The 13,170-nt window shown below is 66.5% G+C and carries 16 protein-coding genes; 13 read left to right on the top strand and 3 right to left on the bottom strand.

All coding sequences use genetic code 11. The annotated features are described in order from the left end of the window. Positions 1-2: 2 nt before the first annotated feature. Positions 3-947, top strand: a complete 945-nt coding sequence (locus ID810_RS03515) for an ABC transporter substrate-binding protein (protein WP_413227901.1) — start codon at positions 3-5, stop codon at positions 945-947. Positions 948-976: 29 nt separating this feature from the next. Here ID810_RS03515 and ID810_RS03520 read toward each other — a convergent pair whose 3' ends face one another. Further along, complete coding sequence (locus ID810_RS03520) at positions 977-2,017, bottom strand: LacI family DNA-binding transcriptional regulator (RefSeq protein WP_235931741.1); 1,041 nt, start codon at positions 2,015-2,017, stop codon at positions 977-979. 314 nt (positions 2,018-2,331) lie between these two features. Here ID810_RS03520 and ID810_RS03525 point away from each other — a divergent pair, with 314 nt between their 5' ends. Genes ID810_RS03525 through ID810_RS03535 form a run of 3 tightly spaced genes read left to right on the top strand, consistent with a single transcriptional unit; the run spans position 2,332 to position 5,656 of the window. Next, positions 2,332-3,357 (top strand): Gfo/Idh/MocA family oxidoreductase, encoded by a 1,026-nt coding sequence (locus ID810_RS03525; protein WP_166855136.1) that lies wholly within the window; start codon positions 2,332-2,334, stop codon positions 3,355-3,357. After that, positions 3,354-4,223 (top strand): TIM barrel protein, encoded by an 870-nt coding sequence (locus tag ID810_RS03530; RefSeq protein WP_166855135.1) that lies wholly within the window; start codon positions 3,354-3,356, stop codon positions 4,221-4,223. Before ID810_RS03525 ends, ID810_RS03530 begins: the two co-directional genes overlap by 4 nt. Beyond that, the gene (locus ID810_RS03535) at positions 4,220-5,656 is read left to right on the top strand and encodes a sugar porter family MFS transporter (RefSeq protein WP_166855134.1); all 1,437 of its coding nucleotides are present in this window, start codon (positions 4,220-4,222) and stop codon (positions 5,654-5,656) included. Before ID810_RS03530 ends, ID810_RS03535 begins: the two co-directional genes overlap by 4 nt. Here ID810_RS03535 and ID810_RS03540 read toward each other — a convergent pair. Next, positions 5,632-6,078, bottom strand: a complete 447-nt coding sequence (locus ID810_RS03540) for an MFS transporter (protein ID WP_342355780.1) — start codon at positions 6,076-6,078, stop codon at positions 5,632-5,634. The genes ID810_RS03535 and ID810_RS03540 overlap by 25 nt on opposite strands. A 115-nt stretch (positions 6,079-6,193) precedes the next feature. On the opposite strand from ID810_RS03540, the gene ID810_RS03545 reads away from it, so the two are divergent. The 5 genes from ID810_RS03545 to ID810_RS03565 all read left to right on the top strand — a co-directional run bounded on the left by ID810_RS03545 (position 6,194) and on the right by ID810_RS03565 (position 8,882). Beyond that, the gene (locus ID810_RS03545; protein ID WP_166855132.1) at positions 6,194-6,637 is read left to right on the top strand and encodes a hypothetical protein; all 444 of its coding nucleotides are present in this window, start codon (positions 6,194-6,196) and stop codon (positions 6,635-6,637) included. Next, on the top strand, positions 6,637-7,392 hold the full coding sequence (locus tag ID810_RS03550; protein ID WP_166855131.1) for a hypothetical protein: 756 nt from the start codon (positions 6,637-6,639) through the stop codon (positions 7,390-7,392). Before ID810_RS03545 ends, ID810_RS03550 begins: the two co-directional genes overlap by 1 nt. Positions 7,393-7,470: 78 nt before the next feature. Further along, positions 7,471-7,860 (top strand): hypothetical protein, encoded by a 390-nt coding sequence (locus ID810_RS03555; RefSeq protein WP_166855130.1) that lies wholly within the window; start codon positions 7,471-7,473, stop codon positions 7,858-7,860. Positions 7,861-7,876: 16 nt separating this feature from the next. Next, positions 7,877-8,620: a hypothetical protein gene (locus ID810_RS03560; protein WP_166855129.1), complete on the top strand. Its 744-nt coding sequence runs from the start codon at positions 7,877-7,879 to the stop codon at positions 8,618-8,620. Between the two features lies 1 nt (position 8,621). After that, the gene (locus ID810_RS03565; protein ID WP_166855128.1) at positions 8,622-8,882 is read left to right on the top strand and encodes a hypothetical protein; all 261 of its coding nucleotides are present in this window, start codon (positions 8,622-8,624) and stop codon (positions 8,880-8,882) included. 27 nt (positions 8,883-8,909) lie between these two features. Here ID810_RS03565 and ID810_RS03570 read toward each other — a convergent pair. Further along, positions 8,910-10,180 (bottom strand): IS3 family transposase gene (locus ID810_RS03570; protein ID WP_166855127.1). Its coding sequence is split into 2 segments (ribosomal slippage): positions 8,910-9,823 and positions 9,823-10,180, totalling 1,272 coding nucleotides; the frame shifts between segments, so codons are not numbered across the junction. Between the two features lie 45 nt (positions 10,181-10,225). Here ID810_RS03570 and ID810_RS03575 point away from each other — a divergent pair. The 4 genes from ID810_RS03575 to ID810_RS03590 all read left to right on the top strand — a co-directional run bounded on the left by ID810_RS03575 (position 10,226) and on the right by ID810_RS03590 (position 12,560). After that, positions 10,226-10,768, top strand: coding sequence for a hypothetical protein (locus ID810_RS03575; protein ID WP_166855126.1), 543 nt, complete (start codon positions 10,226-10,228; stop codon positions 10,766-10,768). 11 nt (positions 10,769-10,779) lie between these two features. After that, positions 10,780-11,346: a hypothetical protein gene (locus ID810_RS03580; RefSeq protein WP_166855125.1), complete on the top strand. Its 567-nt coding sequence runs from the start codon at positions 10,780-10,782 to the stop codon at positions 11,344-11,346. A gap of 96 nt (positions 11,347-11,442) precedes the next feature. Then, on the top strand, positions 11,443-11,997 hold the full coding sequence (locus tag ID810_RS03585; RefSeq protein ID WP_188232567.1) for a hypothetical protein: 555 nt from the start codon (positions 11,443-11,445) through the stop codon (positions 11,995-11,997). A 32-nt stretch (positions 11,998-12,029) separates the two neighbouring features. Then, positions 12,030-12,560 carry a hypothetical protein gene (locus ID810_RS03590; protein ID WP_166855123.1) on the top strand — a complete coding sequence of 177 codons (531 nt, stop codon included), beginning with the start codon at positions 12,030-12,032 and terminating at the stop codon, positions 12,558-12,560. Positions 12,561-13,170: the final 610 nt, after the last annotated feature.

Below are 13,170 nucleotides of genomic sequence, written 5' to 3' on the forward strand. Positions count from 1 at the left end.
TGATGATGAACACCCTCACACGCCGCTCGCTGCTCACCGGCGCGGGCGCGCTCGCCGCCGCTACCGTCCTGGCCGCCTGCTCCTCCTCCGACCCGCTGTCCGAGACGCCGTCCGGAGGCAGTGCCAGCAGGGACAACAGCACCCTGACAACCATCGTCGTCGGATCCCAGCAGTACTACTCCAACGAGATCCTCGCCGAGATCTACGCCCAGGCCATCGAGCACGCGGGCCTGGACGTCGACCGCCAGTTCCAGATCGGCCAGCGCGAGATCTACATGCCCGAGTTGACCAAGGGCTCCATCCACGTCATCCCCGAGTACGTCGGCAACCTCCTGCAGTACCTCGACGGCGACACCTCCGCCACCGACGCCGACGCTCTGCACGCCGCCCTCGTCAAGGCGCTGCCCCAGGGCCTGACCGCCTACCGCCACGCCGAGGCCACCGACCAGGACTCCTACACGGTCACCGCCGCCCTCGCCCAGGAGCGCGGCCTGGTCACCCTCGCGGACCTGGCGAAGCTGGGCCGCACCGTCAAGGTGGCCGCCAACTCCGAGTTCGCCACCCGCCCCTACGGCCCGCAGGGCCTCACGCGGGAGTACGACGTCGACGCCGAGGTGACACCGGTGGAGGACTCCGGTGGCCCGCTGACCGTCAAGGCCCTTCTCGACGGCGACGTCGACGTCGCGGACATCTACACCTCGGACCCCGCCATCGAGGACAACGGCCTGACCGTCCTGGAGGACCCGAAGGGCCTGATCCTGCCCCAGAACGTCGTTCCCGTCGTGGCCGACGGTCTGCCCTCCGCCGTGCGCACGGCTGTCGAGCAGGTCCAGGCGGCCCTGACCTCCTCCGAGCTGCGCGCGCTCAACAAGCGTTCGACCTCCGAGGGGCTGGAGTCAGCGAAGATCGCGAAGGACTGGCTGACCGCCCAGGGGCTCCTGGGCTGACCCAGGACTCTCGGCGCTGGCCGGGCTGATCAGCGCTGCCCGGGCGCGGCCGCGGTCGAGTCCCTGGCGACCAGACGCGGCACGATCACCTGCTCGGTCGGCAGGTAGCTGTTCGCGGCGCGACCGATCGCACGCTCCAGCGCCAGCCGGGCCATGAGGTCCGGGTTCTGGTCGATCGTCGTCAGCGACACCGGCCCGGCATGCGCCCGTCGCGCATTGTCGAAGCCGACGACGCTGACCTGCACCGGCACGTGCACCCCGGCCGCCTGGAGGCCGAGCACGATGCCACCGGCCACCCGGTCGTTGAAGGCGACGACGCCGGTCGGCAGGTGCTCCAGCCCGCCCGCGGCCTGCGCCCGCACCACCATGGTGGCGGCTGCCGCCAGGCCGTGCTCCTGCTCCAGGCCGCCCGGCAGTATCTCGGCCTCACCGCTCAGCCCGTGCGAGCCCATCGCCTCCAGGTACCCGGCGCTGCGCTCCGCGGAGGACGGCGCCGCCCCGCCGTCGACATGGACGATCCTGCGGTGCCCGAGGGAGACCAGGTGGTCGACCGCGAGGCCCACCCCGCCGCGGTCGTCGATCCTGATGATGTCCACCGCCGCGCAGGAGATCGGGCGGGCGACCGTGACCACCGGCACCTCGTCGGACAGGACGCGCAGGCGCGCCACCCCCGTCGATGGCGCCACCATGATGAGTGCGTCGACGCGGTCGCGCAGCAGGGTCTCGGCGGCACGGCGGTCATCGATCGTGTCGATGACCGCGGACAGCACAAGGCGGTGCGTGGGGACGCGTTCGGCCGCGTGGTAGAGGCTCTCGACCAGCGCGGCGTGGAAGGGCTGGTGAACGGCGAAGGTCACCCCGATGAGGCCCGAGCGTGCCGAGCGCAGGGCCCGTGCCCGCTGGTCCGTGCGGTACCCCAGCCGCTTGGCGACGGCCTTGACACGACGCCGAGTCTCGTCGGAGGCGCCGGCCGCGTCCCTCATGACGATCGAGGCCATGGACACCGAGCAGTTGGCCTCCCGGGCGACGTCAACCAGGGTCACTCTCCTGCCCTTGCCCCCCTCGGCCATGTGGTCCTCCGTCCCTGTGCGTCACTGCGTGCCCGGCACACCCAATCGTGTGTGCGCCGCCACAGTGGCGGGCGGCGTCCTGGCCGCACTCTACGCGATTGCATGATGAGAATTATAGAACGTTCCGTCGAAAGACTCTGTCGTATAAACGTTGGTATGGCAATGAAAACCCTCGGTTGATGACGCAGACTTCGTGAGCTCATGTTCTAGCGTCATTGCAACGTACTACCGTCGCAAACGTCGCCGGGACCCGCAGCGAGGACGCTGTTGGGCCCGGCTTCTTCACCCAGACCATGACGAAGGAGTCAAGAACCATGACACCCCCGAAGCCCTTGCGAACAGCACTCATCGGTGCTGGACGCATCGGCACCCACCACGCCAACGCCATCGCCCACGACCTGCACACAGCGACCCTCGTCGCCGTCGTCGACCCCCGCACCGACGCCGCCACCACCGTGGCCGAGCAGACGGGAGCGCGCCCCGAGTCGGAGACTGCAGCCGTCCTCACCGACCCGCAGATCGACGCCGTCGTCATCACCACCCCGGCAGCCCTGCACCGCGACCTCATCATCGAGGCGGCCCGAGCCGGCAAGCACATCTTCACCGAGAAGCCCATCACCACCGAGCTGAGCGAGGCCGACGAGTGCGTAGCCGCGGCCCGCGAGGCAGACGTCATCCTCCAGGTCGGCTTCAACCGACGTTTTGCCCCCGGCTTCGTCGCCGCACGGGCAGCCGTCGACGACGGACGCGTCGGCACCCCGCAGCTGCTGCGCTCCCTCACCCGTGACCCGGGGCCCTACGGCGGCGACCCCGCACGGACTCCGCTGTGGACGATCTTCCTGGAGACCCTCATCCATGACTTCGACACGCTGCGCTTCCTCAACCCCGGCTCCGAGGTCACCGAGGTCACCGCCCACGCCGACGCCCTCGTGCGCCCCGACGCCCGGGACGCAGGCTTCCTCGACACCTCGGTGGTCCACCTGCGTTTCGACAACGGCGCCTTCGCCACCGCCGAGGCCTCCTTCAGCGCGACCTACGGCTATGACGTGCGCGGTGAGGTCTTCGGCGACGGCGGCATGGCCGTCGCCGGCTCCGGGCGCACCAGCGACATGGAGTACTACGGCCCGGCCGGGGTCTCCTACGACACCTCACGAGCCGACACCGACCTGCTTCACGGGGCCTACGTCGCCGAGTTCGCCGCCTTCGTCGAGGCCAGCAACGGGGCCGACGTCGCCATCCCCACGGGTGAGGACGGCGTCAAGGCGCTGGAGATCGCCCGCGCCGCGATCCTGTCCGTCCAGCAGTCCCGGACCGTCGCCCTCACGGAGGTCGCCCGATGAGCATCCTGAGCGTGCCCACGACCAACGCCTTCACCCTGGCGGCCTGCGCGGAGATGATCTACCAGGACAAGCCCTTCATGGACCGTGTCGAGGCCATCGCTGCGCGCGGCCTGGGCGTGGAGATCTGGGACTGGACCACCAAGGACCTGGACGCCCTGGCCTCCCGCCGCGCCGACGGCGTGCGCGTGGTCTCCATGACCGGATACGTCGAGGGGGACCTGACCACCGACGACGGCGTGACGCACATGCTCGCCACCGCCGAGGACTCCCTCAAGGCCGCCGACACCCTGGACTGCCCCGTCCTCAACTTCCACGGGACAGGCTTGGGGGAGGGCGGCATCCCCGTCGTCGCCAACGCACACCCCACCCCCGGCGACTGGCTGCGCGCCGCCGACACCTGCCGCCGCCTGGCCGAGCTCGGACGACGCGAGGGCCGGGTCTTCACCCTGGAGAACCTCAACCTGCCCGTTGACCACCCCGGCACCCCCTTCGCCCTGGCCAAGGACACCTTGGCCCTCGTCAGCGCCGTCGACGATGCGCACCTCAAGATGAACCTCGACCTGTACCACGCTCAGATCGGCGAGGGGAACCTCATCGAGCTGTGCCGCCAGGCCCTGGACCACATCGGTGAGCTGCAGGTGGCGGACGTGCCCGGCCGCGCCCAGCCCGGCACCGGCGAGGTCAACTACCGCAACGTCGCCCTGGCCCTGGCAGACATGGGCTACCGCGGCAACATCGGCATGGAGGCCTTCGCCTGGGGACCCGCCGGCGCCGATGACCCGAGCGCCCCGGCCGGCTCGACCAGCGCCTCCGACCAGGCCCTAGACCAGTTCATCCGCACCTTCACGGTGGAGGCGCAGCCATGAGCCAGTACACGAGTGCGGCAGCACCGGCCCCTCACCCTGACGCGGGAACCCCCGCGGAGGTCAAGCGGGTCGACGCGCGGCTGTTCACCATCCGCACGATCGCCACCCTCGGCGGTCTGTTGTTCGGCTACGACACCGGCGTCATCTCCGGCGCCCTGCCCTTCCTCGCGCGTGGCGCCGAGGAAGGGGGACTGGGACTGTCGCCCTTCCAGGAATCAATTGTCACCTCCTCCCTCACGATGGGCGCCGCCATCGGCGCCATCGTGGGCGGCAGGCTCTCCGACCGGTATGGACGCAAGAAGAACATCTACACCGTCGCCATCATCTTCCTCATCGGTGCACTCGGCTGCGCCCTGGCCCCGAACTACTCGGTCCTGGTGGGCTTCCGGTTCTTCCTGGGCCTCGCCGTCGGCGGTGCCTCTGCGACCGTTCCCGTCTACCTCTCCGAGATGGCACCGGTGACGATCCGCGGCACCATGGTGGCGCGCAATGAGCTCATGATCGTCACCGGCCAGCTGCTCGCGTACTCCTTCAACGCCTTCATCGCCGTCATGTGGCCGCAGGCCCACGTTTGGCGCTGGATGCTCGTCATCGCCTCGATCCCGGCCATCGGGCTGTGGATCGGCATGCACCTGCTGCCCGAGTCACCACGCTGGCTGGCGAGCCGGGGGCGCGTGGCCGACATGTGGAGGGTGCTCAACGAGGTGCGTATGGCCGACGGCGTCGAGGCCGAGGGCAAGGACATCCTCCATCGTGTCGAGGAGGAGGCCGCGCTTGGCACCGGCTCATGGGCGGATCTGGCGACGCCGTGGATCGGCAAGATCACTGCGATCGGCATCGGTCTGGCGGCACTGTCGCAGCTCACCGGGGTCAACGGCATCATGTACTACGCCCCGACGATCCTTCAGACCACGGGCCTGGGCACTCAGGCGGCTCTCGTCGCCACGATCGCCAACGGCGTGGTGTCGGTCGTGGCGGTGTCCATCGGTATCGGCCTGCTCAAGAGGCTGCCTCGCAGGCGCATGATGCTCATCGGCCAGACGGGCGTGGTCCTCTCGCTCATTCTGCTCGGCTCGATGTTCCTCCTGCCTGAGTCAACGGCCCGCTCTTACCTCGTGCTGCTGTTCATGCTCACCTTCCTGTTCTCGATGCAGTGCTTCATCGGCCCGACCTTCTGGCTCATGCTCTCGGAGATCTTCCCGATGCGGGTGCGCGGCCTGGCCAACGGTGTCGCGGTGTTCTGCAACTGGATGGGCAACGTGATCGTGGCCTTCGCCTTCCCGAACCTCATCGCGGCGGTGCAGGGCAACACCTTCTTCGTCTTCGCGGTGATCAACGCCGGCACGCTGGCCTTCTACGCCAGGTTCCTGCCGGAGACCTTCGGCCACTCCCTGGAGTCGCTGGAGCGTCACTTCGAGGAGAAGTACTCCTGATCCTCCTTGCCCTGGCGGTGCTGGCTGCGCAGCGCGGGGCTGAACCAGGCGGTCGCCGCGCTCAGCGACAGGACCGCCAGGGCGAGGGCGAAGGGCACGTCCGGGTGCCAGCCGTACAGGGCTGTTGCCATCACCGGCGCAAAGATCCAGGTGACCGACGCCGACGCGCTGAGGACCCCCGCGACGGCGGCCTGTTCCTCGGCCCTGACCGCCAGTGAGCCGCCCGCGCTGTAGCCCGGCGCGACCAGCCCGTTGGCCAGGCCGACGCAGAAGGTCGCCGTCGCCATGAGCCACAGCGTGGGTGCGAGCGACAGGACCACGAGGAAGACGAGGCCTGTGCTCACCCCTACCCGCACCAGCCGCCGTGGCGGCAGCGCGGCGTCCGCGCCCTGGTCCAGGACCGCCTGCGGCACCGCTCCCACGTGGGCCGTGCCGGGATCCCCGGCAGGGGAACTCCACGAGGGCGATCAGCTCCGCACCCCCGACGGCGACACCGTCGAGGCACAGAGCATCCAGTCCACAGGCCGCCGCCAAACGGTGTACAACATCGAGGTCGACGGCCACCACAACTACCACGTGGCCACCGAGCACCAGACGTGGATCCTGGTGCACAACAACGACGACTGCGTCCCCGTCCCACGGAAGCCAGGACGTGACTTCGACTTCGACACTAGAGAGGAAGCACTTCACGCCGCTGCGGTGGCTCATGGTGCTCCTGCGGATATCCCGCTAGATGAAATGGCGGTCCATGCGAAGCCGCAGTACGGCAACAACCCGAACCTCATCGGTCCCAAGGGCGAACCGTGGGAGCAGGTGGATGTCATGTGGCAAAACCCTGACGGGTCCCTAGGCCAGGCGCGCGACATCGCACACCATGCGAGTGGGCACAGATTCAATGACAGAACGCCACCTGAGGTGGCTCCACCGCACTACCATGGCCCGGAAGGTTATGGCCACTACTATTACCCAGCAGGAGGATGATGGACGAGCGTGATGGATACCCTGAGGGGTTCCCTTGGGATGGAGCTTTCGTGGTCCGCGACATCCAACGCAAGGACTGGTGGCCCTACCGGCCCATCGACGGCCAGGTCGATGCCCTGTGGCTACTCGGCGACGACTCCCTACCCGATGGCTTGTTCGGCCGTCTGATGACCGAATGGGGCGAGGCGCTGGACTGGTTCGTCGCGGGAGAGACGTACTACCAGGTTGATCGCGAACCGCTGAGCTGGACCAGAGAAAACGACGTTTCGACAGCCAAACTGTTGGGCAAGCTGAACTATCAGCCCCGTCAGGACGTCTTCCCGTTCTACCGCAGCATGGAATGGTGGCAGATCACTCCGAACGCAACGGAACTTCACGCACTGCTTCAGGGCCCACTACGCCATCCACGCACCGGCTGGTGGCTGGCAGCCTCAACGGAAGCAGACGCTGGACCACGCTTCATGAAGGCAACCACCGGCCTCCTGTGGTGGGGGACCAGGAACTATCTACCTTACCAAGGGCGAACCCATGAAGTTGTTGACGAATCTGTCATCGAAGCCTTCCTCGGACTCCTCCCGCAGATCGGGTTGATGTCCGTTGTCCCCCTCAACAACCATCCAGTCAACGGCGTTGTGTTCTTCGGGATCCCTGAGGCGATCCAAGAGGCAGCAGCGTCGGTGGGAGGAATCCGGGAGAGCCAAGGTGAGGAGGTCGTCAAACTTTGGCACCGAGCTGGCTGGCTCGCCACTCTGTAGTGATGAACACGATGGAACTGGTTCCGTGACGATCTCGAAGTTCAAGACGCTGTCTCGGTTGTTCTCGGGGTGACTCGCATGATCGTTTGGGAAGAATGCTCGGACGCGGAAGTGACTGCGTTGGTGAAGGCTCTGCATGAAGCAAGATTCGCCGACGAGCCCAACGACCCACTGCTGTGGCAGTCCCCCATCGTGATTGATCTGCACGTCCAAGCCATCGCCGAGCAACAGCAACGAAGGGCAGAACGACAGCGAGCCGGAAAATCCGACCCCCAGGCTTGGCTGCTGTGGCGGAACCGGCCGGAGCAGGGGGTCGTGACACGTAGACTCGTCCAGGATCCGGCACTCATCCAGCTGGCACGGGAGGATGGCGGGCAGGTGCTACGTGACCTACTGCGCCCCTTCATCCTTGACGACAACGACGTGCGCACACTTCTGCAGGGTGTTGAAGACCACGAGCACACATGAGACAGCGGAGATCAGCATGAAAAAACTTCGCATGTTCCAAGACATGCCGACGGTGATGGACGCTTCGGCCGAGTTGGCTGCGATGCGGGCACTCCGGGCGATGCCCATGGAGCACCTCACGAAGCATCGCGAGGAGTTCGTTGACATCGTCAGGAGGCTGGACGATTCGCATGCGGACTCTTCTGGTGGTGCGTTCGGGCTGACGCCTGACAATGAGGCTGAGTTCCATGAGTTCGCGGACTGGTTGCGTGGGTTGGGGTCGCTGATGGGGTGGCCATCAGACACAACGTGGGCATTGGATGTGACCTTCGAGCAGATGACGGCGGCATACCCGCAGGTGCTTGAGGATGCCGCTGCGGGTCCGCGGCCAGGGTCTCCTATGGTGGTGCAGCTTGCTGAGCGGGTTCAAGAAGTTGGTCCGTTGGAGATCGGTGAAGCCGTGTCAGCTTCCGAGGGATTACGCCTGTCAGGTGAGGAGTGGGTCTTCATCACGGCTCCCGGGTGGCGTGTGCTGAACTCTGATGGAACGCTTGCCTATGCGTGGTCCACTCCGGGCGTGGGGGAGCGCGTGGATGATCTGGTGGATCTGAGCGTGCAGGAGGTGACATCACAGAGTGCCATCACGAACTGTGATCCCGTGCTGCACTTGTCTGATGGTCGGTGTGTAGAGGCCTTCTCGGGTGATCCTTTCCGTCCGTGGTCCATGCGGATTGCGGCGGGCACCTTCACCGGTGCCCCCACCGCGCCAGAATGGCTGTGACGTGATCGACAACAACACCGACTACTCCGAAGGCTTCTTCCCCGAAGGCTTCCCCTTCAACGGGGCCTTCGTCATCCGCGACATCCAGTGCAAGGACTGGTGGCCCTACCGCCCCGTTGACGGCGTTGTTGATGCGCTGTGGTTTGCTGGGCGACGACGCCGTACCGGAGGGCCTGTTCGGTCGTTTGATGGCGGAATGGGGCAAGGAGCTGGGCTGGTTCATCGCGGGAACGAGCCGATACAAGGCTGGAACGGGCTTTGACCCCGTTGTGTGGACACGGGGTGTGTTTCATGCGGCGGTTGTCAGTGTAGCGGTCTCGTGGGTGTTGGGAGGGACGTTGCCGATCGCGCTGTGGCGTCTGCGGGTGTTGTAGCGGTTGGCCCAGTGGAACACGCTCCTGTAGGCCGTTGTGGCGTCGGGGAAGGTCTTGCGGCCGGCGAGGAGCTCTCGCTTGAGGGCGGCGTTGAAGGACTCGGCCAAGGCGTTGTCGGCGGAGGAGCCGACAGCGCCCATGGACTGGGTCAGGCCCAGGCGCTCGCACAGGGCGGTGTAGGCCTTGGAGGTGTAGACCGAGCCGTGGTCGGAGTGGAACACCGCCCCGGCCAGGCCGCCTCGCTGGGCGCAGGCGGCCTTGAGGGCCTCCTCGACCAGCCCGGTGCGCATGTGCTCGCCCAGCGCCCAGCCGGCGAGCTTGCGTGAGCCCAGGTCGATGACCGAGGCGAAGTACAGGGTGGGGCCGTCGCGGACCGGCAGGTAGGTGATGTCGCCGACGTACCTGCGGTTGGGCTGCCCGGTGCGAAAGTCCCGGCCGATGAGGTCATCGAAGCGGCGCCCTGCCTGGTCGCTGCGCGTGGTCCTGACCCGGCGGCGCAGGCAGGTGCCCGCCAGGTTGAAGGCGGCCATGACCCGGGCTACTCGCTTGTGGTTGACCCGCTGGTCTGGCGGTGCGCCCTCGTTGAGGTCAGCGGTGATCCTGGGGGCGCCGTAGGCGCGGTCCCCGCCCCGGGCGGGGTCCTGCAGGGCCTGGATGCGCGCGGCCAGGGCCGCGTCCGCCTGGGCCCGTGCCGCCCGCCTGGGTGCGCCTGCCCGCCAGGCGTAGAACGAGGAGCGGGCGATCCCGATGACCTGGCACAACCGCTTGACGCCCCAGGCGCTCTTGTGGTCCTCGACGAACTGGAAGCGGTTCACCAGCCCATCTCCCCCGCGAAATACTTGGCCGCCTGACGCAGGATCTGACGCTCGGTCCTCAGCCTGGCCGTCTGGGCCCGCAGGTCCCTGTTCTCGGCCTCCAGACGCGCGATCGTCTCGGCCGGGCTCTCCTTGGCACCCGGGGCCGGGCCGGTGGCCCGACCGCCGGCGCCCGGCCTCAGAGGGCTGGCGGCGGGCGCCCCGTCAGCGCCGGTCTTGCGTCCCGTGCCGTGCAACGCCAGCCACTGGCGCAGCATCGCGCGGGTGACGCCCAGATCCTCGGCGATGCAGCGCAGCGTGGCCCCCGGCGTCGACTCGTACAAGTCCACGCCCTGACGCCGGAACTCCCCGGTGCAGGTCTTCCTGGCCATCACCAGATCATCCCGCTCTCCCCAGCCCCAAGGGCCGGAATCAGCGTGTCCAACAACCAGGGACAAGGCCCAACGGAGCCATCGAGTTGGACCAGCCAGTACAAGGCGTCAACCATGGCGCGGCTGGGACGCTTGATCTATGAGGACGACTCCAAGTTCCACCGATGCATGGAGTGGTGGCAGATCACTCTCAGCACCGAGGAACTCCACCACTTGTTGCAAGGTCCGCTGTATGGCCCACGTTCGGGCTGGTGGTTGGCGGCCTCAGCTGATGCTGACGCAGGTCAGCGGTTCGTCAAGGCAACCACTGGCCTGCTGTGGTGGGCAACGCGGAACTACCTGCCATATGACGGAGCGAACCATGAGGTCGTCGGCAGATCAGTCAAGGAAGCCCTGCTTGGGCTGCTGCCGCAGATCGGCCTGATGTCCGTGGTGCCGCTGAACAATCATCCGGTCAGCGGTGTGGTGATCTTCGGCACCCCAGAGGCGATCCAGGAGGCGGCGTCGTCGGTGGGTGGAATCCGGGAGAGTCAGGGCGAGGAGGTCGTCATGCTTCAGCACCGCGCAGGTTGGCTCGCCACCCTGTAGCGTTGAAGTGCATGAACGTGGAGACGGGTGTCGTGGTGCGGACCGTAGGGGTGGCGCCATCCACGGGAACCCTGATCGAGACCGACCGGTGGGTTCCGCTGATGATGGAATGGGACAGCGTCATCTCCGACGCACCCCTGTACCTGTTCATCAGGGAACCTGCTGACGGCTTCGTCGAGCTGAAGATCGATCCCGACACTGGGGCGCTGATCGGGTTCGTGATCATTGACCTGCCGCAGGAGGATGGCCGAGGGCGGACCCTGCACGGGGTTCCCGCCAAGGCGGGCACGCCCGTTGTTGACCGGGACATGTGGCCTTGTAAGGTGACTCCCGACTATCGGGAGCCTGCCAAGCGTAACGTGGACATGTCCCTCTCGCTCGCGAGCTCGGTGGACGACAACTGCCTCACCGTCTGGATTGGTGAGGGGCAGCCTGAGGCCAACTTGACCACAGAGGACGTCGCGGTCACGATCGGGCGAGATGGGGCCCTGTTGGCGATCTCGGTGCCGTGGCCGAAGGAGTCGGCAGAGCTGTGGCCCCTGTCCCCGAAAGGCAGCACACATGGACAAGGGGATTGAGCGTGGGGTCGTCCTCGCCTATCATCCGTGGGGCTATGAAGTCCAGCTTGATGGCTCTGGAGCCGTTGGGCTGGTGGGATTGGGGCGGCAAGCGAGGTGATGCTGTATCGCAATCAGGAGTACTGGCCTGATCTGGGGCAGAGCATCTTGGTCAAGCGATTTCCTTCGTGGAAAGAGGGGCAGCTTTCATTCGCTGCTTTGGAGCGCGGTGTGCCTGAAGTGCTCTCGGGGCGAAACTCGCGTCCGCAAGGTCTTTCGGCGCCGGAATGGGGCGTGGTGACAGAGCATCGAGCCAAGGAGATCCAAGTTCGGCTGGAAGATTCGGGAGACACGGGAATGGTTCGTGCCGACTTGGTGAACAACGACCCCGAGCTGTGCGACGAGGAATACTGGCCACAACCGGGGGAACGAGTTCGCGTTGCCTGCCTTGGTGTCTGGCCGGACGGAGAGTTGCGAATGACCATGCGAAACTTCTTCGTCGACATGCTGGAAAAACCCCAATTCCATCATCTTGCACCACACGCACCCACCCACCGAGCGACGACACAACTACAGGACAGTCGAGATGACAAGGAGATTCCAGCACCGGATACACCGTACCCGAATGGCCATGACATGGGCGTGCAGTGCCGAGGTGAGCAATACACCTGACGGCAATTCCCAATTCACGTCGGACAATGCTCGTGACCACTGAGAGACGCACGAAGAGCCAGCTTGCCCTCACCCAGGAATCCACGTTCCCCCAGGTACTCATCGACGGAGATCGTGAAAGCTTCTTGGAAATGCTGGACTGGCTGAGCAATCCTGTCGACAAACTTCGATGCAACCCCACGACACAGGGGGACTTTCCTCCGATATACGCGCTGGCGTGGCGTTCAGCATCGTTCGACAAACTGATCGTCGAGGTCCGTGATGAAACGCTCTGTCTCAAGGGGCCAGAAAAAACTCGGTCTTGGCTCGTGGACACGGTCCAGTTCCTGCTGGACGACGGCCGAGAGTATGTGGGAATGCATGTCGAGCACTACCCCGGTCACCCCTACTTGTCCGAGGACAGCGTTCCACTGGTCCTGACGCTCGACCCACAGGCGCACTTACAGCACCAGAATGGTTGTGACATGATCGACAACGCCAAGCATGACTACGCCGAGTTCTATCCAGCCGACTTCCCGTGGGACGGGGCTTTCGTGGTTCGTGACATCCAGCGCAAACTGTGATGTCTCAGGGCATCGGTGACAGTTCGGGTGTTTGTGGGGGTGACACTTCGGGTTGGTGTTGGGGATGGTCTTCTCCGGCCGGCCGGCCGCCCACCGGGCCCGTGGAAGTTGTCGGCCTGGAGGCCCTGGTGCTCCTGCCGGCTCGTTGTCCGTGGGCGGGCTCAGGTGCGGCTCGCGCGCCGTTGGTGTCCACGCGGCGGGCATGAGCCGGGGATGCCGTTGACGCCCCGGCCCGGAGGCGTGCGATTATGCCGTACTCCTCCCGGCGGGTCGGGCGTGTGGGCCGGTCATGTCCGCCGCGTGGACACCCGCGGGGCCAGGGCGCGGTCGCGAGCAGGCCATGAGCCCGCCCTGCGCGCCGTGGGCTCTCCTGGTGCCAGGGGCTCGGTCGCCTCGTGCCCTGCCCCCGTCGCCGCTCAGGTGTGGACGGGCCCGGGCCGCCGCTCGCGCGCGCCGCTGGTGACCACACTGCGAACACGGGCGTCAGCTCCCCGGCGGCACCCCGGCTCATGGCCTGACGTCATGGTCTTCAGGGCAGGGGCCTGGACGGCGCGCGCCGAGCCCGTCCATCTCGTTCCTCGGCCTTCCATCTCGTTCGTCGGCCCTCCAT

It is taken from the genome of Actinomyces respiraculi (assembly GCF_014595995.2).
Lineage (GTDB): Bacteria > Actinomycetota > Actinomycetes > Actinomycetales > Actinomycetaceae > Actinomyces > Actinomyces respiraculi.

Bases quoted from the DNA above. Each gene is read 5' to 3' on its own strand.
- ID810_RS03515 (WP_413227901.1), top strand. From the start codon at position 3: ATGATGAACACCCTCACACGCCGCTCGCTGCTCACCGGCGCGGGCGCG.
- ID810_RS03520 (WP_235931741.1), bottom strand. From the start codon at position 2,017: ATGGCCGAGGGGGGCAAGGGCAGGAGAGTGACCCTGGTTGACGTCGCC.
- ID810_RS03525 (WP_166855136.1), top strand. From the start codon at position 2,332: ATGACACCCCCGAAGCCCTTGCGAACAGCACTCATCGGTGCTGGACGC.
- ID810_RS03530 (WP_166855135.1), top strand. From the start codon at position 3,354: ATGAGCATCCTGAGCGTGCCCACGACCAACGCCTTCACCCTGGCGGCC.
- ID810_RS03535 (WP_166855134.1), top strand. From the start codon at position 4,220: ATGAGCCAGTACACGAGTGCGGCAGCACCGGCCCCTCACCCTGACGCG.
- ID810_RS03550 (WP_166855131.1), top strand. From the start codon at position 6,637: ATGGACGAGCGTGATGGATACCCTGAGGGGTTCCCTTGGGATGGAGCT.
- ID810_RS03555 (WP_166855130.1), top strand. From the start codon at position 7,471: ATGATCGTTTGGGAAGAATGCTCGGACGCGGAAGTGACTGCGTTGGTG.
- ID810_RS03560 (WP_166855129.1), top strand. From the start codon at position 7,877: ATGAAAAAACTTCGCATGTTCCAAGACATGCCGACGGTGATGGACGCT.
- ID810_RS03580 (WP_166855125.1), top strand. From the start codon at position 10,780: ATGAACGTGGAGACGGGTGTCGTGGTGCGGACCGTAGGGGTGGCGCCA.